The organism is Streptomyces sp. NPDC051243 (assembly GCF_044455405.1).
GTDB lineage: Bacteria > Actinomycetota > Actinomycetes > Streptomycetales > Streptomycetaceae > Streptomyces.
Map to the genome: position 1 here is coordinate 1 of NZ_JBITES010000029.1, position 16,436 is coordinate 16,436.

15 protein-coding genes and 1 rRNA gene are annotated in these 16,436 nt (G+C 72.2%); 13 read left to right on the forward strand and 3 right to left on the reverse strand.

Translation table 11 applies throughout. The features are described 5' to 3' along the window. The 3 genes from rrf to ACIBAG_RS44460 form a co-directional block, all read left to right on the forward strand. A 5S ribosomal RNA gene (gene rrf, locus ACIBAG_RS44450) occupies nucleotides 1–93 on the forward strand; the annotation flags it as partial. Nucleotides 94–98: 5 nt separating this feature from the next. After that, complete coding sequence (locus ACIBAG_RS44455; RefSeq protein WP_399113690.1) at nucleotides 99–1,334, forward strand: hypothetical protein; 1,236 nt, start codon at nucleotides 99–101, stop codon at nucleotides 1,332–1,334. After that, on the forward strand, nucleotides 1,334–1,984 hold the full coding sequence (locus ACIBAG_RS44460; RefSeq protein ID WP_399113692.1) for a hypothetical protein: 651 nt from the start codon (nucleotides 1,334–1,336) through the stop codon (nucleotides 1,982–1,984). The genes ACIBAG_RS44455 and ACIBAG_RS44460 overlap by 1 nt, the downstream gene beginning before the upstream one ends. A gap of 54 nt (nucleotides 1,985–2,038) precedes the next feature. Here the strand turns inward: ACIBAG_RS44460 and ACIBAG_RS44465 are convergent, their stop codons facing one another. Continuing rightward, complete coding sequence (locus tag ACIBAG_RS44465; RefSeq protein WP_399113693.1) at nucleotides 2,039–3,331, reverse strand: DUF1015 domain-containing protein; 1,293 nt, start codon at nucleotides 3,329–3,331, stop codon at nucleotides 2,039–2,041. 72 nt (nucleotides 3,332–3,403) lie between these two features. Here ACIBAG_RS44465 and ACIBAG_RS44470 point away from each other — a divergent pair, with 72 nt between their 5' ends. The 4 genes from ACIBAG_RS44470 to ACIBAG_RS44485 all read left to right on the forward strand — a co-directional run bounded on the left by ACIBAG_RS44470 (nucleotide 3,404) and on the right by ACIBAG_RS44485 (nucleotide 7,703). Then, the gene (locus tag ACIBAG_RS44470; protein ID WP_399113695.1) at nucleotides 3,404–4,432 is read left to right on the forward strand and encodes an HAD hydrolase-like protein; all 1,029 of its coding nucleotides are present in this window, start codon (nucleotides 3,404–3,406) and stop codon (nucleotides 4,430–4,432) included. 141 nt (nucleotides 4,433–4,573) lie between these two features. Then, a complete protein-coding gene (locus ACIBAG_RS44475) occupies nucleotides 4,574–5,617 on the forward strand; it encodes a FecCD family ABC transporter permease (protein WP_399113696.1) in 1,044 nt (347 codons plus the stop codon). A gap of 74 nt (nucleotides 5,618–5,691) precedes the next feature. Beyond that, nucleotides 5,692–6,765 carry a FecCD family ABC transporter permease gene (locus ACIBAG_RS44480; RefSeq protein WP_399113770.1) on the forward strand — a complete coding sequence of 358 codons (1,074 nt, stop codon included), beginning with the start codon at nucleotides 5,692–5,694 and terminating at the stop codon, nucleotides 6,763–6,765. Further along, a complete protein-coding gene (locus ACIBAG_RS44485) occupies nucleotides 6,762–7,703 on the forward strand; it encodes an ABC transporter ATP-binding protein (protein WP_399113697.1) in 942 nt (313 codons plus the stop codon). Before ACIBAG_RS44480 ends, ACIBAG_RS44485 begins: the two co-directional genes overlap by 4 nt. Before the next feature lie 35 nt (nucleotides 7,704–7,738). Here the strand turns inward: ACIBAG_RS44485 and ACIBAG_RS44490 are convergent, their stop codons facing one another. Next, nucleotides 7,739–8,086, reverse strand: a complete 348-nt coding sequence (locus ACIBAG_RS44490; RefSeq protein WP_399113698.1) for a sterol-binding protein — start codon at nucleotides 8,084–8,086, stop codon at nucleotides 7,739–7,741. A gap of 42 nt (nucleotides 8,087–8,128) precedes the next feature. On the opposite strand from ACIBAG_RS44490, the gene ACIBAG_RS44495 reads away from it, so the two are divergent. The 6 genes from ACIBAG_RS44495 to ACIBAG_RS44520 all read left to right on the forward strand — a co-directional run bounded on the left by ACIBAG_RS44495 (nucleotide 8,129) and on the right by ACIBAG_RS44520 (nucleotide 14,509). Beyond that, the gene (locus ACIBAG_RS44495) at nucleotides 8,129–8,485 is read left to right on the forward strand and encodes a hypothetical protein (RefSeq protein ID WP_399113700.1); all 357 of its coding nucleotides are present in this window, start codon (nucleotides 8,129–8,131) and stop codon (nucleotides 8,483–8,485) included. A 29-nt stretch (nucleotides 8,486–8,514) separates the two neighbouring features. Further along, nucleotides 8,515–9,330, forward strand: coding sequence for a TlyA family RNA methyltransferase (locus ACIBAG_RS44500; RefSeq protein ID WP_399113702.1), 816 nt, complete (start codon nucleotides 8,515–8,517; stop codon nucleotides 9,328–9,330). Continuing rightward, a complete protein-coding gene (locus ACIBAG_RS44505; RefSeq protein WP_399113704.1) occupies nucleotides 9,327–10,232 on the forward strand; it encodes an NAD kinase in 906 nt (301 codons plus the stop codon). The genes ACIBAG_RS44500 and ACIBAG_RS44505 overlap by 4 nt, the downstream gene beginning before the upstream one ends. A gap of 236 nt (nucleotides 10,233–10,468) precedes the next feature. Continuing rightward, entirely contained in the window at nucleotides 10,469–12,187 is a 1,719-nt protein-coding gene (gene recN / locus ACIBAG_RS44510; RefSeq protein ID WP_399113771.1) for a DNA repair protein RecN, read from the forward strand. 96 nt (nucleotides 12,188–12,283) lie between these two features. Beyond that, nucleotides 12,284–13,048 carry a hypothetical protein gene (locus ACIBAG_RS44515; protein ID WP_399113705.1) on the forward strand — a complete coding sequence of 255 codons (765 nt, stop codon included), beginning with the start codon at nucleotides 12,284–12,286 and terminating at the stop codon, nucleotides 13,046–13,048. A 321-nt stretch (nucleotides 13,049–13,369) separates the two neighbouring features. Further along, the gene (locus ACIBAG_RS44520; protein ID WP_399113706.1) at nucleotides 13,370–14,509 is read left to right on the forward strand and encodes a glycosyltransferase family 4 protein; all 1,140 of its coding nucleotides are present in this window, start codon (nucleotides 13,370–13,372) and stop codon (nucleotides 14,507–14,509) included. Between the two features lie 41 nt (nucleotides 14,510–14,550). Here the strand turns inward: ACIBAG_RS44520 and ACIBAG_RS44525 are convergent, their stop codons facing one another. Further along, nucleotides 14,551–16,239, reverse strand: a complete 1,689-nt coding sequence (locus tag ACIBAG_RS44525; RefSeq protein ID WP_399113773.1) for a PucR family transcriptional regulator — start codon at nucleotides 16,237–16,239, stop codon at nucleotides 14,551–14,553. Nucleotides 16,240–16,436: the final 197 nt, after the last annotated feature.

Below are 16,436 nucleotides of genomic sequence, written 5' to 3' on the forward strand. Positions count from 1 at the left end.
ACGCCCGGTTACATTCCGAACCCGGAAGCTAAGCCTTACAGCGCCGATGGTACTGCAGGGGGGACCCTGTGGGAGAGTAGGACGCCGCCGAACAATCTTTGGAGGACCCCTGGTCACCAGCGTTCAGCTGGGACCAGGGGTCCTTTTGTTTTTACAATGCTTGCGGTACCGAAGACAGGAGTCACCGATGTCCACCAACTCTCCCGACGACCGACCGGAGCGCGATCAGCGGCGACGGGACAGTGGTGACCGTGGCGGCTTCCGTCGTGACAACGACCGTGGTGGTTACGGGCGTCGTGACGATCGCCGGGGTGACGACCGGGGCGGCGACCGCGGTGGGTTCCGCCGTGATGACCGGCGTGATGACCGGCGTGACGACCGTCGGGATGATCGCCGTGACGACCGTCGTGATGAGCGTCGTGGTGATGACCGGGGTGGGTTCCGGCGGGATGACAGCCGGGGCAGTGGCTACGGTCGGCGCGATGACCGGCGTGAAGGCGATCGTGGTCCGCGTCCGCCGTTCCGTAGGGACGACCGTTCCGGTGGGCCGCGTCGGGACGATCGCGACCGTGGCTACCGTCGTGAAGGCGATCGACCGTCCTTCCGTCGCGACGACCGTGGGGCGCGTCGCGACGACGAGCGTGGTGGCTTCCGCCGCGATGAGCGGCGTGACGACCGTCGTGGTGATGACCGGGGTGGGTTCCGGCGGGATGACAGCCGGGGCGGTGGCTACGGTCGGCGTGATGACCGGCGTGACGACAACCGGGGCGGTGGCTACGGTCGGCGTGATGACCGGCGTGACGACCGTCGGGATGATCGCCGTGATGAGCGTCGTGGTGATGACCGCGGTGGCTTCCGCCGGGATGACCGGGACCGTGGTTTCCGTGGCGACGACCGTGACCGTGGTTTCCGCCGTGACGACCGTCGTGGGGACGACCGCCGTGACGACCGGGGCGGTTTCCGGCGTGATGACCGTCGTGACGAGCGTCGTGATGAGCGTCGTGGTGATGACCGGGGTGGGTTCCGGCGGGACGACAGCCGCGGTGACCGTGGCGGGTTCCGTGGGCGCGATGACCGTGGCGGTCGTGGGCCTCGTCGTGACGACCGAGGTGGGCGTCCCGGAGGGTTCCGTGGGCGGGACGACCGTCGGGATGACCGGCGTGGCGGTGGCCGGTTCCGTGAAGAGCGGGATCGGGACCGTGGGGACCGCGAGCCGATCAAGCGGCTGCCGATCCCCGAGGACGTCACGGGCGACGAGATCGACAAGGACGTACGGCAGGAGCTGCAGAGTCTGCCGAAGACGCTCGCCGAGGATGTCGCCAAGAACCTGGTGATGGTCGCGCGGCTCATCGATGAGGATCCCGAGGGCGCTTACGGATACTCCAAGGTCGCGCTGCGGCTGGCGTCGCGCGTGGCTGCCGTGCGGGAGGCGGCCGGGTTCGCGGCGTACGCGAACCAGAAGTACGCCGAGGCGCTCGCCGAGTTCCGGGCCGCGCGGCGGATGACCGGGAACGTGGAGCTGTGGCCGCTCATGGCCGACTGCGAGCGTGGGCTCGGGCGGCCGGAGAAGGCGCTGGACATGGCCGGCGCGGCCGAGGTGCACAAGCTGGACAAGGCCGGGCAGGTCGAGATGCGGCTCGTCGCGGCCGGCGCCCGGCGTGACATGGGGCAGCTGGACGCGGCCATCGTGACGCTGCAGAGCCCCGAGTTGGCCTCCAACGCCGTACAGCCGTGGACCGCGCGGCTGCGGTACGCGTACGCGGACGCGCTGCTGGCCGCCGGGCGGCAGGGTGAGGCGCGGGAGTGGTTCGCCAAGGCCGTCGAGGCCGACAAGGACGGCAGCACGGACGCCTCGGACCGGCTCGCCGAGCTGGACGGTGTCGACTTCGTCGACGCCCTCGACGAGAACGAGGGCGAGGACGACAACGACGGCAGCGGTGAGGAGCAGGCTCCGGTCGACCCCGAAGAGGGCGGCAAGGAGTGAGCTGCGCGTGAGGTGAAGGGCGGGACCGCGGGTCGGGGTCCCGCCCTTCGGCGTTCACAGGTCCAGCGCGCGCAGCACCAGGCCCGAGGCCGGTTTCGGGCCGAACGACGTCGACTTGCGGGGCATCGTGACGCCCTGGCGGGCGAGGTCGCGTACGACGTCCTCGCGGACCGGGTGCATCAGGACGGCCGTACCGCCGTCGCGTTCCGCCTTTCTGACGGTGGCGGCGGTGTCGTGGATGTAGGCGATGCGGGTGGGGTCGTCCTCGGGGATGTGCCAGACGTGGGCGAGCAGGGTGGCGTGCAGGACCGTCGCGTCCAGGGTGCGCCAGGCGTCGGGGTGTTCGGCGGGGACCGTGCGGGCGAGGAGGGCCGGGTCGGGTTGGTCGACGAGGTGGAAGGCGCCGTCTCCGGCGAGGAGGTAGGCGTTGCCCTCGCAGGCAGCGTCGGCCAGGGACTCCAGGGCCTCGGGCAGCGGGACTTCGAGGCGGCGTACGCGGAACAGGCCGTCGAGGGCGGCCAGGGCGTCGGGTACGGGCAGGCCGTGCAGGAGGCGGTGGATGGCGCGGACGCGGAGGGGGTAGCGGGCCGTGTCGACCAGGAGGACGAGGCCGTAGTCCCAGGCGCTGGGGGAGGGGTGCTCCGCGCGTAGACGGCGGTATGTCGCCCAGCGGTGGTGGCCGTCGGCGATCAGGGCCTGGTGGCGGGTCAGGTCCGACTGGATGCGGGACAGGTCCGTGGGGTCCGTGATCGACCACAGGCGGTGGCTGAAGCCGTCCTCCGTGGTGGTCGCGAGGAGCGGGGGGCGTTCGACCGTGCGCTCGATGACGGCGGTCGTGTCGGCCGCCGTGCCGTTGCCGCGGTAGGTCAGGAGCAGGGGTTCGAGGTTCGCCGATGTGGCGCGCATCAGGGCCGCGCGGTCGGCGACAACGTGCGGCATGACGTCCTCGTGGGGCAGGACCAGGCCCTCCGACGGCTCCGAGACCCGCAGGGCGCCGATGATGCCGCGCTGGACCATGCCGTCGCCGTCGTGCTGTTCGTAGACGTAGAGACCGGGTTCCGGGTCGGCGGTGAGGACGCCCTCGGACAGCCAGCGGCGGAGGGTCTTGGCCGCCTGTTCGTTGCGGGCGCCGGGGGTGTCGGCCTGGGGGAGGATCAGGCGGACGATGTTGTGCGGGTCGGCCGACTCGAGATGGAGCAGGCCGTCGGGGCGGACCACGACGTCGTACGGCGGTGAAGTCACGGCCGCCAGGCTGCCGACCCGGTCGGGGTCGTAGCGAAGACCTCGGAACGGGGTCAGTTCGAGGCCTCGGCGCGCCGTTGTTTCCGGGTGACCTGCTGAGTTCATCCAGGCATCGTACGGGTGTCAGTGGCATGGGGGATGATCGGGGGAAAGCCGTCGAACGAGGAGCGATGCGGAATGAGCCAGAGCGTCAGGACGAGGCCCGAGGGCAGTGGCCAGGCCCTGAGCGAGGCGTACGACACCGCGCTGCTCGACCTCGACGGTGTGGTGTACGCGGGAGGCAACGCGATCGGGCACGCCGTGGAGTCGCTGGCCGCGGCCCGTGCGGGCGGGATGCATCTCGCGTACGTCACCAACAACGCGCTGAGGACTCCCGACGTCGTGGCGGCGCATCTGACCGCGCTGGGCATACCGACAGGGGCGGACGACGTGATCACCTCGGCGCAGGCGGCCGCGCGGCTGATCAGTGAGCAGGTGCCGGCCGGCGCCCGGGTGCTCGTGATCGGTGGGGAGGGGCTGCGGGTGGCGTTGCGGGAGCGCGGGCTGGAGCCGGTGGAGTCGGCGGACGACGATCCGGCGGCGGTCGTGCAGGGGTACGGCGGGCCCGAGCTGGCGTGGGGGCGGTTCGCGGAGGCGTGCTACGCCATCGCGCGCGGGGTGCCGTGGTTCGCCTCCAACACCGACCTGACGATTCCCGGCGCACGAGGGATCGGGCCGGGCAACGGGGCCGCCGTGGAGGTCGTACGGATAGCCACCGGCGCCGAGCCGCAGGTAGCGGGCAAGCCGTTGCCTCCCATGCACCGGGAGACGATCCTGCGGACCGGCGCCGAGCGTCCGCTGGTGGTCGGGGACCGGCTGGACACCGACATCGAGGGCGCATTCAACGGTGATGTCGACTCGCTGCTCGTGCTGACCGGGGTGACCGACGGCGCGCAGTTGCTGGCCGCGCCGCCGCAGCACCGGCCGACGTATGTGGACGCCGATCTGCGGGGGTTGCTCACCGGGCAGCCCGAGGTGGTCCAGGACGGGGGTGGCTTCCGGTGCGGTGGCTGGACTGCGACCGCCGGGGCCGAGCGGCTGGAACTCGACGGGGACGGTGCGGCTTTGGAGGGGCTGCGAGCGCTCTGTGCGGCTGCCTGGACCGTGGCCGGGGCGGGCACTTGCGCGCTGGACGCGGAGAAGGCACTGGCCCGGCTGGGGTTGTGAGCCGCTGTACGGCTGTGGAGCGGTCGTACGGCTCCGGAGTGGTCGTACCGCTGTGGAGCGGTCGTACGGCTTTGGGGTGCGGCTGACCGGGGGCATGCAGCGGGATCGTGGCTGAATGGGAGGGTAGGCTAACCTAACTGCGTGTTGGTCGACAGTCCTCCCGAACAGCGCGCGGAGTCCGTGTCCGCGCCCCCAACCCGACGGGCGATACGAGCCGTTGGGCTGCTCGTCTCTGTCCTGATCCTGGTGGTCGTCGCGTTGGCGAGTATCGCGATCGGGGCGAAACAGCTGTCCATCGGTGAGGTCTGGCACGGCTTGTTCGAGGCCTCCGGGACCTACGGCGACGTCGTGGTCGACGACCGGATCTCGCGCACCGTCCTGGGGCTGCTCGTCGGCGCCGCCCTCGGCCTCGCCGGGGCTGTGCTGCAGGCACTCACCCGCAACCCGCTCGCCGATCCCGGCCTGCTCGGGATCAACGCGGGCGCGTCCGCCGCCGTCGTCACCGCCATCACCTTCTTCGGCGTCACAAGCCTGAGCAGCTATGTCTGGTTCGCCTTCTTCGGCGCGGCCGCGGTCGGGGCGATGGTCTGGTTCCTGGGCGGCAGCCGGGGTGCCACACCGGTGCGGCTTGCACTGGCGGGTACGGCGATCAGCGCCGCGCTCTACGGCTATCTCCAGGCCGTGATGATCATGGATGACGCGGCGCTCAACAAGATGCGCTTCTGGACGGTCGGTTCACTGTCCTCGGCGACCGACGCGACCATCACCCAGGTCCTGCCGTTCCTCCTCGCGGGCACCGTCCTGGCACTCGCCCTCGCCCGGCCGCTGAACGCCATGGAGATGGGCGACGACACGGCCAAGGCCCTCGGTGCCCACCTGAACCGCACCCGGGTGCTGTCGATGCTCGCCGCGACCGTGCTGTGCGGGGCGGCGACCGCCGCCTGTGGGCCGATCGTGTTCGTCGGCCTGATGGTGCCGCACGTCGTACGGTCCTTCACCGGGCCCGACCTGCGCTGGATCCTGCCGTACGCGGCCGTCCTGTCGCCCGTGCTGCTGCTCGGCGCCGACGTCCTCGGCCGGATCGTCGCCCGCCCTTCCGAGCTCCAGGTCGGCATCGTCACCGCGATCCTCGGGGGACCGGTCTTCATCTTTCTCGTACGACGGCGGAGGACGGCGCAGCTGTGAGGACCGCAGTGAAGAGCGATGCGAAGAACGCGTCGAGGAGCGAAGCGAAGGCGGCGGACGAGGCCTCCGCGAAGATCAGCCGTGCCACCCGTGCCTTGCGGACTCCGGGCGGGCTCTCCGTCCGGCTGGACGTCCGGGCGCTGGCCGTCGTCGTCCTGTTGCTCGTCGCCGCGCTTGCCGCGAGCGTCCTGCTGATCGGCACGGGAGACTTCCCGATCGCCGCGGGTGACGTACTGAGGACGCTGGTCGGCGACGGCAACGCGGGGCAGGAGTTCATCGTCAACGAGCTGCGGCTGCCGCGGGTCCTGGTCGGGCTCCTCGTCGGCGCCTCGCTGGGTCTCGGCGGCGCGCTGTTCCAGGCGCTGTCCCGCAACCCGCTGGGCAGCCCGGACATCCTCGGTCTCGGGCAGGGGTCCACGGCCGGGGCGCTCGTGGTGATCGTGCTGTTCTCCGGGAGCGCCGGCCAGGTCACCGTCGGCGCGCTCGTGGGCGGCCTCGCGACCGGGCTCGCCATCTATCTGCTCGCCTGGAAGCGGGGTGTGCACGGTTATCGACTGGTCCTGGTCGGTATCGGCATGTCCGCGATCATGACGGCGGTCAACGGCTATCTGCTGACCAAGGCGGACCTGGTCGACGCGGCCCGTGCGGTCGTGTGGATGACCGGATCCCTCAGTGGCCGTGACTGGGCCCAGGTCTGGCCGCTGCTCGCGCTGTGCGCCGTCCTCGTACCCCTCGTCCTCGGCAACGCGCGGGCGCTGCGGATGATGGAGATGGGCGACGACGTCTCGTACGCCCTCGGAGTGCGCGTCGAGCGGGTACGGATGCTGCTGATGCTGGCCGCCGTGCTGCTCACCGCTGCCGCCACCGCCGCCGCCGGCCCCGTCAGCTTCGTGGCGCTCACCGCCCCGCAGCTCGCCCGGCGCCTAACCCTCCCCCGCTGCCTTAAGGGCGCGGGAGGTGCCCCCATGCCCGGGCCGAACCTGCTGCCCTCCCTGTGCATGGGCGCCGCGCTGCTCGTCGCCGCCGACTGGATCTCCCAGCGGGTCTTCGGCGCGGACCAACTGCCCGTGGGCGTGGTCACGGGTGTCCTGGGCGGTGTGTACCTGCTCTGGCTGCTGGTCACCGAGCGCAAGGCGGGCCGGATATGAGCGCCGCCGGCAGCAACAGCAGCGAGAGCCTCAGCAGCGGGCCGAACAACGGGCTGAACAACCGAAGGAGCACTGTGAACCGCCTGTCCGCCGACAACGTCACCCTCGCCTACGACCAGCGGGTCATCGCCGAGCAGCTGTCGGTGGAGATACCCGACAACTCCTTCACCGTGATCGTCGGCCCGAACGCGTGCGGCAAGTCCACGCTGCTGCGGGCGCTGTCGCGGATGCTCAAGCCCAGCCAGGGCCGGGTGCTGCTGGACGGGCAGGTCATCCAGTCGATGCCGGCGAAGAAGGTGGCGCGCACGCTGGGGCTGCTGCCGCAGTCGTCGATCGCGCCCGACGGGATCACGGTTGCCGACCTGGTGGGCCGCGGCCGGTATCCGCACCAGGGGATCCTGCGCCAGTGGTCGACCGAGGACGAGCGGGTCGTACAGGAGTCGATGGAGCAGACCGGGGTCGCCGAGCTGGCCGATCGCTATGTCGACGAATTGTCGGGTGGCCAGCGGCAGCGGGTGTGGATCGCCATGGCGCTCGCCCAGCAGACGCCGTTGCTGCTCCTCGACGAGCCGACGACCTACCTCGACATCCAGCACCAGATCGACGTCCTCGACCTGTGCGCCGAACTGCACGAGGAGCAGGGGCGGACGCTGGTCGCCGTACTGCACGACCTCAACCACGCCGCCCGGTACGCCACGCACCTGATCGCGCTGCGCGGCGGGAAGATCATCGCCGAGGGCGCGCCGAACGACATCGTCACGGCCGAGCTGGTCGAGGAGGTCTTCGGGCTGCGCTGCCAGGTCATCGACGACCCGGAGACGGGGACGCCGCTGGTGGTGCCTGCGGCGCGGAAGGCGCGTGTCGAGGGCAAGGTGGACAGGGCCGACAAGTCCGACAAGGCCGACGTCACGAAGGTCGCGGCCACGGAAGTGTCCTGAATTGCGGGCCCAGCAGGGAGCCTCTGAGGAGCGGGCTAGAGAAGTTTCCTGAGGAGCAGCAAGTCGCGTACGCCCGCGTGCAGTTTCACGCGGCCCGAGCCCCAGGCCTTGGCGAAGTGCAGTTCGCCGTCGACCAGGGCGACCAGGTCGTCGCCGGCCATGCTCAGTCTGATCTGGGCCTTTTCGCGGGGCGGGCCCTGGAGCGTGTCCTGGACATGGATCCGGCCGCCCGCCATGCGGCCGGCGAACGTGACGTCCAGGTCGGTGATGTGGCAGCTCACCGAGCGGTCGAGGGCCGCGGCCGCGCGGACGTCCCCTTCGGCACGCTGCATGTTGTCCGAGAGCTTTTCGAGTGCGGCGCGGCACTCCTCGATCGTGGCCATCGCGATCGACGGTACCCCAGCGGTTCGGGGTAGCGTCTGGGCATGAGCGACACAGTTCCGGAGACGGAGATCCCGGAGGAGGCCGGGGTGGCGGCCGCGGTCGAGGCCGGGGCGCCGGCAGGGCTCGCGGGCGAACCCGAGTACGACCCCGCCGCTCCCGCCCCGCTGAGCGTCCCGCGTACCCCCACCGGCAACGCCGACGTCGACGCCCAGCTGGAGCGGCTCGGCGACGCCGACCACCTCGCCACCGACGGGCACCTCGAGGTGTACGAGGATGTACACCGGGGGCTGCGTGACGCGCTCACCGCGCTCGACGCCCGCCCGGGACCGCCGGCGCCCCCGCCCGCCCGTCACCCGACCACCACCCCTCAACGAGGCCCTTCGGGCCACACCTTCTAGTCTGTACGGGAACAGGAGCTGAACCGAAAGTGGCAGGAGTCGCACGTCGCCGTCTGGACGCGGAGCTGGTCCGCCGGAAGCTCGCGCGCTCGCGTGAGCACGCCAGCCAGCTGATCGCGGCCGGGCGGGTCACCGTCGGCAAGACCGTCGCGACCAAACCCGCCACGCAGGTCGAGACCGCGGCCGCCATCGTCGTCTCGGCCGATGACAGCGAACCCGACTACGTGTCCCGGGGCGGGCACAAGCTCGCGGGTGCGTTGAAGGTGTTCGTGCCTGAGGGGCTCGTCGTCGAGGGGCGGAGGGCACTGGACGCCGGCGCGTCGACGGGTGGGTTCACCGACGTCCTGCTGCGATCCGGAGCCGCGCACGTCGTCGCCGTCGACGTCGGATACGGACAACTCGCCTGGACTCTCCAGAGTGATGAACGCGTCACCGTCAAGGACCGTACGAACGTACGCGAGTTGACGCTCGAAGCGATCGATGGGGAACCAGTGGATCTTGTCGTGGGGGATCTGTCCTTCATCCCGCTCGGCCTGGTGCTGCCCGCCCTGGTGCGGTGCGTGAAGCCGGACGCCGATCTGGTGATGATGGTCAAGCCGCAGTTCGAGGTGGGGAAGGAACGGCTGGGGAGCGGCGGGGTCGTCCGCAGCCCTCAGCTGCGGGCCGAGGCCGTGCGCGGCGTGGCCGAGAAGGCGTGGGGACTCGGGCTCGGGGTCAAGGGCGTCACGGCCAGTCCGTTGCCCGGGCCGTCCGGGAACGTCGAGTACTTTCTGTGGCTGCGTGCCGGGGCGCCCGCTCCGGACCCGGCCGACGTTGACCGTGCAGTGGCGGAGGGGCCTCGTTGATGCAGAACCGAGCTCGTACTGTTTTCCTGCTGGCCCACACGGGGCGGCCCGCCGCCATTCGCAGCGCGGAACTTGTGGTGAAGGGGCTGCTGCGGGAGGGCATCGGTGTGCGCGTCCTGGAGTACGAGGCCGCCGACCTGCCGCTACCGGGCGAGGTGGAACTCGTCAAGGAAGCGACTCCGCAGTGCCTCGACGGCTGCGAGCTGCTCATCGTGCTCGGCGGTGACGGAACGCTGCTGCGCGGTGCCGAGTTCGCCCGGGCGTCCGGGGTGCCGATGCTGGGCGTCAACCTCGGGCGGGTCGGGTTCCTCGCGGAGGCCGAGCGGGACGATCTCGACAAGGTTGTCGACCGGGTCGTGACCAAGGCGTACGAGGTCGAGGAGCGGATGACCGTCGACGTCGTCGTGCATCAGAACGGCAACGTCGTGCACACGGACTGGGCGCTGAACGAGGCCGCCGTGCAGAAGGCGGGCGCCGAGAAGCTGCTCGAGGTCGTGCTGGAGATCGACGGGCGGCCGGTTACGGGGTTCGGGTGCGACGGCATCGTGTTGTCCACGCCGACCGGGTCCACCGCCTATGCCTTTTCCGCGGGTGGGCCGGTGGTGTGGCCTGAGGTCGAGGCGTTGTTGATGGTGCCGATCAGTGCGCACGCGCTGTTCGCGAAGCCGTTGGTCACTTCGCCGGATTCCGTGCTCGCCGTTGAGGTTCTGCCGCATATTCCGCCGGGTGTGCTGTGGTGTGACGGGCGGCGGACCGTTGAGTTGCCGCCGGGGGCGCGGGTCGAGGTGCGGCGGGGGGCTGTGCCGGTGCGGTTGGCTCGGCTGCACCATGCGTCGTTCACCGACCGGCTGGTTGCGAAGTTTGCGTTGCCCGTTTCCGGGTGGCGGGGGGCGCCTCACTAAGCGGTCTGTGGGGGGTGGTTCCGGAGCGCGGGCGGCTGCGGGTTCTCTGTGGTTGCTCGCGCCCACGCGGCGGAGCCGCACATCGATACAGCCCCGCGCCCCTGAGGGCGTGACACTCGCCCGGGTGACAATGCGCCGTCGGTACACATTCGTCACCTGCACCTTCACACCATGCACCCGGGGGCCGTCGCACTCCCCGCCCCCGACCTCGTAAGGTCGTGTCCGTGTTGGAGGAGATGCGGATACGGTCGCTCGGAGTCATCGACGACGCTGTCGTCGAGCTGTCGCCGGGGTTCACCGCCGTCACCGGTGAGACGGGTGCGGGCAAGACCATGGTGGTCACCAGCCTCGGGCTGTTGCTGGGTGGGCGTGCCGACCCGGCGCTCGTGCGGATCGGGGCCGACAAGGCGGTCGTGGAGGGGCGGATCACCGTCGACGCGGGTGCGTCGGCCGTCGTGCGCGCCGAGGAGGCCGGGGCCGAGCTCGACGACGGGGCGCTGCTGATCAGCCGTACCGTTTCCGCCGAGGGGCGGTCGCGGGCGCATGTGGGCGGGCGCAGTGTGCCCGTGGGGCTGCTGGCCGACCTCGCCGACGACCTCGTGGCCGTGCACGGGCAGACCGACCAGCAGGGGCTGCTGAAGCTGTCCCGGCAGCGCCAGGCGCTCGACCGGTACGCCGGTGACGCGGTCGCCGGGCCGTTGGCCAAGTACGGCGAGGCCTACCGGCGGCTGCGGGCCGTGGCGGTGGAGCTGGAGGAGATCGTCACACGCGCGCGTGAGCGGGCCCAGGAAGCCGACATGCTGCGGTACGGGCTCGACGAGATCGCGGGCGTGGAGCCGCGTGCCGGTGAGGATGTCGAGCTGGCGGAGGAGGCGGAGCGGCTGGGGCACGCGGAGGCCTTGTCGTCCGCTGCGACGGCCGCTCACGCCGCCCTCGCCGGCAATCCGGAGGATCCCGAGGGCATCGACGCCGCCACGCTCGTCGCGGGCGCTCAGCGGGCCCTGGACGCCGTGCGGTCGCACGATCCGGCGCTGGCCGCGCTGGCCGACCGGATCGGGGAGATCGGGATCCTGCTGGGCGATGTGGCGGGGGAGTTGGCGGGATACGCCGACGACCTGGACGCCGACCCGCTGCGGCTGTCGGCCGTCGAGGAGCGCCGGGCCGCGCTCGGCGCGCTGACGCGGAAGTACGGCGAGGACGTCGCCTCGGTGCTGGCCTGGGCCGAGAGCAGTGCCGCGCGACTCACCGAACTGGACAGCGACGACGAGCGGATCGAGGAGCTGACCGCCGAGCGGGACGCGCTGCGAAGCGAGCTCGGCGGGCTGGCGCAGGCGCTGACCGACGCGCGGGCGGAGGCCGCCGAGCGGTTCGCCGCCGCCGTGACCGCCGAGCTGGCCTCGCTCGCCATGCCGCACGCGCGCGTGTCCTTCGCCATCCGGCAGACCGAGGACCCGGAGGGGGTCGAGGTCGGCGGGCGTACGGTCGCGTACGGGCCGTCGGGTGTGGACGAGGTCGAGCTGCTGCTCGCGCCGCACCCGGGGGCGCCGCCGCGGCCCATCGCCAAGGGCGCGTCCGGTGGTGAGCTCTCGCGCGTGATGCTCGCCGTGGAGGTCGTGTTCGCGGGGACGGATCCCGTGCCGACGTATCTCTTCGACGAGGTCGACGCCGGTGTGGGCGGCAAGGCGGCCGTTGAGATCGGGCGGCGGCTGGCGCGGCTGGCGAAGTCCGCGCAGGTCGTGGTGGTCACGCACCTTCCGCAGGTCGCCGCGTTCGCCGATCGGCAGCTGCTCGTCGAGAAGACCAACGACGGGTCGGTCACCCGGTCCGGTGTGAAGGTCCTCGAAGGCGAGGAGCGGATCCGGGAACTGTCCCGGATGCTCGCGGGGCAGGAGGACTCGGAGACCGCGCGGGCCCACGCCGAGGAACTGCTGGCGACGGCGCGGGCGGACGTGTAGCCGGGCCGGCGCTGGGCTTCCTCGCGCGAGGGCGGTGCGGCGGACCGGGTGGCGGCTGTGGCCGGGATTGTCAGTGGCGGCTCGTAAGGTGGCCGAATGATCGAACGTGCCCCCAGGACCACCGCCTTCGGCCTCTCCGCCGCCCTCACCCGCGTCACGGTCGCCGTCCTGCGCGCCAAGGCCCCCGGCGGCCGCGGCCGTTGGGAGCGGAAGAACTACGCGGGACGGACCGTGGAGCTGTACGCCGGTGCCGCCTCCGCGCTGGCGGCGACGGTCGGTGCCGGGCGGATACGGCCGGCCGCGGGGGTCGCCGTGGCCGTCGCCGGAGCCTGTGGGGCGTACGACGACGTCGTCGGGGCCGGTGATCCCCGGCGTGGGTTCCGGGCGCATCTGTCGGCCCTGCGGGACGGCGAAGTCACCAGCGGTGCGGTCAAGTTGTTCGGGATGTCCGCCGCCGGCCTCGCCGCGGGGGCGTTCCTCAAGGAGCGGCCCGTGGACAAGCTGCTCGCGGGCGTGGTGATCGCCGGGGCCGCGCACTTCGTCAACCTCGTCGATGTGCGCCCGGGCAGGGCCGCCGCGGCGGTGCTCGCGCTGGGCGTGCCGGGGCTGCTCCGCGAAGGGACCGGCGCCGGGATCGCCGCCGGCGCCATGGGAGCCGCCGCGGCCGTGCTGCCCGACGACCTCGGGGAGCGGGCGATGATCGGCGACACCGGCGCGCACGCGCTGGGCGCGGCCCTGGGCGCCGCTGTCGCTGCCGGGAACAGCCGGGCCGGGCTGGCCGCGCACGCCGCCGCCCTCGTGGCCGCCGCGGTGTACGGGGACAAGGTGAGCGAGGCGGCGCGGGCGTTGGGCCCGCGCTGATGTGAAACGTCGCGCCTCACCGGGGTGCGGCCCGGTGCGGCCCGGTGCGGTGCTGCGCGTGGGTTCGGATCGGTTGTCGGGACATGCGCCACGCGCGCGTGTTCGGGCACACCGGCCGACGTCAACTCACTCGTGCAGGTGACTCGGTACGCCGTGTTGCCTGCCCTCCGCGCTCCCGCCGTTCCCGGAACAACGGTGCCTCCTGGCATCCTTGGCGTAAGCACGTCGTATGCGCAGGGATCCTCGCGGTACACCCCCTCCGCGCGATCCTTCTGTACTTTCTTCGTGACCGCCCCACCCACAACCAGGAGCCCCGGCCACGTGACCCCCGTGAGCAGCCACTCACCGCACGGCCAGTCGTCGCTGCGCACCGTGCAGGTGCTGGGCGGCGGCAACGCCGGCAGCAGCGCGCATGTGCGTTCGCTGGCCTCGGGGCTCGTCGCACGGGGTGTGCGGGTCACCGTGTGCGCCCCAGTGGAGGCCGATCACCGCTACGACTTCACCGGCGCCGGGGCCGAGCACGTGCACGTTCCGCGCAGCAGCGACCCCGGCTCCGTGGCCGCCCTGCGGGCCGCGTGCGCGGACGCCGACCTGGTGCACGCGCACGGGCTGCACGCCTCCTTCCGTGCCGTGCTGGCGCTCAGCGGGCGGCGTACTCCACTCGTCGTCACCTGGCACGACCGGGCGCATGCCGAGGGGGCCCGCGCCCATCTCGTACGGCTGCTGGAGCGGCGGGTCGTCAAGGCAGCCTCCGTCGTGCTCGGGACCACCTCGGCGCTCGTGGACCGGGCCCGCCGGACCGGGGCGCGGGACGCGCGCCTGGCCGCCGTCGCCCTGCCCGGAACGGGACGCCGGGCCGCCGAGCACGACGACACCGACCGGCTGCGGCCCAAGATCAGGGCCGAACTCGGCTCCACCGGACGCCCGTTGCTGATCGCCGTCGGCTCGCTCGAGCCGCATCGCGGGTACGACGTGCTGCTGGACGCCTCGCGCGCGTGGCTGCGGCTCGATCCCGTGCCGTTGGTCGTGATCGCGGGGGAGGGGCCGCTGCGGGCCGATCTGCAGCGCCGGATCGAGGACGAAGGGCTGCCCGTGCGGCTCATCGGGCGGCGCGACGACGTGTCCGAACTGCTGGCCGCCGCCGACATCGCGCTCGTGCCCAGCAGTTGGGAGTCGCGGTCCGTGCTCGCCCAGGAGGCCCTTCACGCGCGCGTGCCGCTCGTCGCCACCCACGTCGGAGGCATGGCGGAACTCGTCGGCGACGCGGCCGAACTCGTCCCCTACGGCAACGCGAAGGCGCTCGCCGACGCCGTCGTGGGGCTGCTGGGTGATCCGGAGCGCCAGGAGCTGCTCAAGGAGCGGGGCGTGCGGCAGGCGGCGACCTGGCCGACCGAGGACGAGACCGTGGCCCAAGTGCTCAGCGTCTACGACGAGTTGACCCAGCCCCTGCCGATGATCTGAGCCGGCTCCTGATCCGGGCGCCCCTCCGCCGTCGTTCTGCCCTACGGCACGTGCCTGCGTGCCCGCAGCGCCAGGCTCAACGCCAGCACGGTCTGCGGGTCGTCGAGGTCGGTGCCGAGCAACTCGCCGATGCGGGCGAGGCGGTTGTACAGGGTCTGCCGGTTGAGGTGCAGTTCACGGGCCGTCTCCGCCTTGCGGCCCGCGTGCGCCAAGTACGTCTCCAGCGTGGGCAGCAGGGGCGGTTTGGAACGGTTGTCGTGGTCGCGGAGCGGGCCGATCGCGCGGTCCACGAAGGCCGCCAGGTCGGGGTGGTCGCGCAGCCGCCACAGCAGCAGGTCGATGTCCAGGCGGCGGGCGTCGTACCAGGGGCGGTCCGACAGGCCCTGTGCCGCAGTCGCCGTCTCCGCCGCGTGCCGCAGGCCCGCCGAGGCCGCCGCCCAGCCGCCGGCCACTCCGACGACCACGACCGGCGGCGGTGCCCCGGGCCGCTGGATCCCGGCCCGCTCCACGCCCGCCCGCAGCGCCGCCGCGACCCGGTCCGCGACCGACGACCGCTCCGCCTCCGAACGCAGGCCCAGCAGCAGCGGGACGCGCCCCTCGACCGGCCGTACGCCCAGCAGAACCGGCACTCCCACGGACGCCAGCTCCTCCCCGACCGCGCGGGCCAGCACCGCCCAGCCGCCCCCGCTCGCGAAGCCGCTCGCGTGGGAGGCACCCCCGTCCGGGGACAGCACGTCCCCGAGCCGCATCACCACCGGCAGCAGCGGGCTGTTGCCCGGCTTGAAGCCCAGCACGCGCGCCTGCGCCGGGGCGTCCTCGGCGGAGACGCGGCCCTCCGCGAGGTCGGTCAGGAAGTCGCCGCGTCCGCGTGCCGCCAGCTCCTCCTCCTGCCGGGCCTGCATCAGCACCACGGCCAGGATGCCCGCGGCCCGCTCGGCGGCGATGCGGTGGACGGGCGTGAGCAGGCCCCGCACGGGGAGCAGAACCAGCCGCGCCCTGACCGAACCCGGCCCGGGGCCGCCACCCGGCACATCCACCAGCACCGACCCGGTAGGCGGCGGCGCGTCCTTGTGCTGCCCCCGCAGCCCCTCCCACACCTGCAACGGATCCGCGCCCTCGGGACCGGCCCCGGCGGCGTACAGCAGCCGTCCGTCCGTCGTCTCCAGGAAGACCGGGTTGCCGCTGAAGTCGGCCAGGATGACCAGCACCTGGGGCACACCGCCGCCGCCGAGCAGTGCTTCCGTGCATCGGCGGTGCACCTCCTCCGCCCGTTGCAGCAGCGCGTAGTGGCCATTGACGATCTCGGTGTGGATCTCCTCGGTGACCGTCACGAAGGGCACCTCGCGGTGCAGCTGGACCAGCGGCAGGCCGGCCGTACGGGCCGTGTCGACCAGCGCGGCGGGCAGGCGCGTGAAGCGCGGGCCGAGTTCGACGACGAGGGCCGCGATGCCGCGCTCGGCCAGGGTTCGCACGAACGCGCGCTGGTCGGCGGGTCGGGTGCCGAGGCCGTAGCCCGTGGTCAGCAACAGCTCCCCGCCCTTCAGCAGGGACGCGATGTGGGGCACCTCGCCCGCGTGCACCCAGCGCACGGTCCGCCCCAGCCGGTCGGCGCCCGCCAGGATCTCGGGCAGCCCGCTGCGCAGCCCGGGCAGCTCCAGCGCGCGCCGCACGGTGATTCCGGCGCCGTGGGTGTCGAATCCGCCGTCCGGACCGCCCGTGCCGCTGTCCATACCGCCCGTACCGCTGTCCATGAGCCGGACGCTACCCCTGGGGACGCTTCCACGACATATCCGGACCGTTACGGAGACGATCATCGACCTCCCGCGCCCGACAATGCGTCGCGCCGCACACCGAATTGCCGGAATCCTTGTCAGTTGTGGCGTACATCACTGCACCGCCAGACTGACGCATTCGAAGGGTGGCGGAG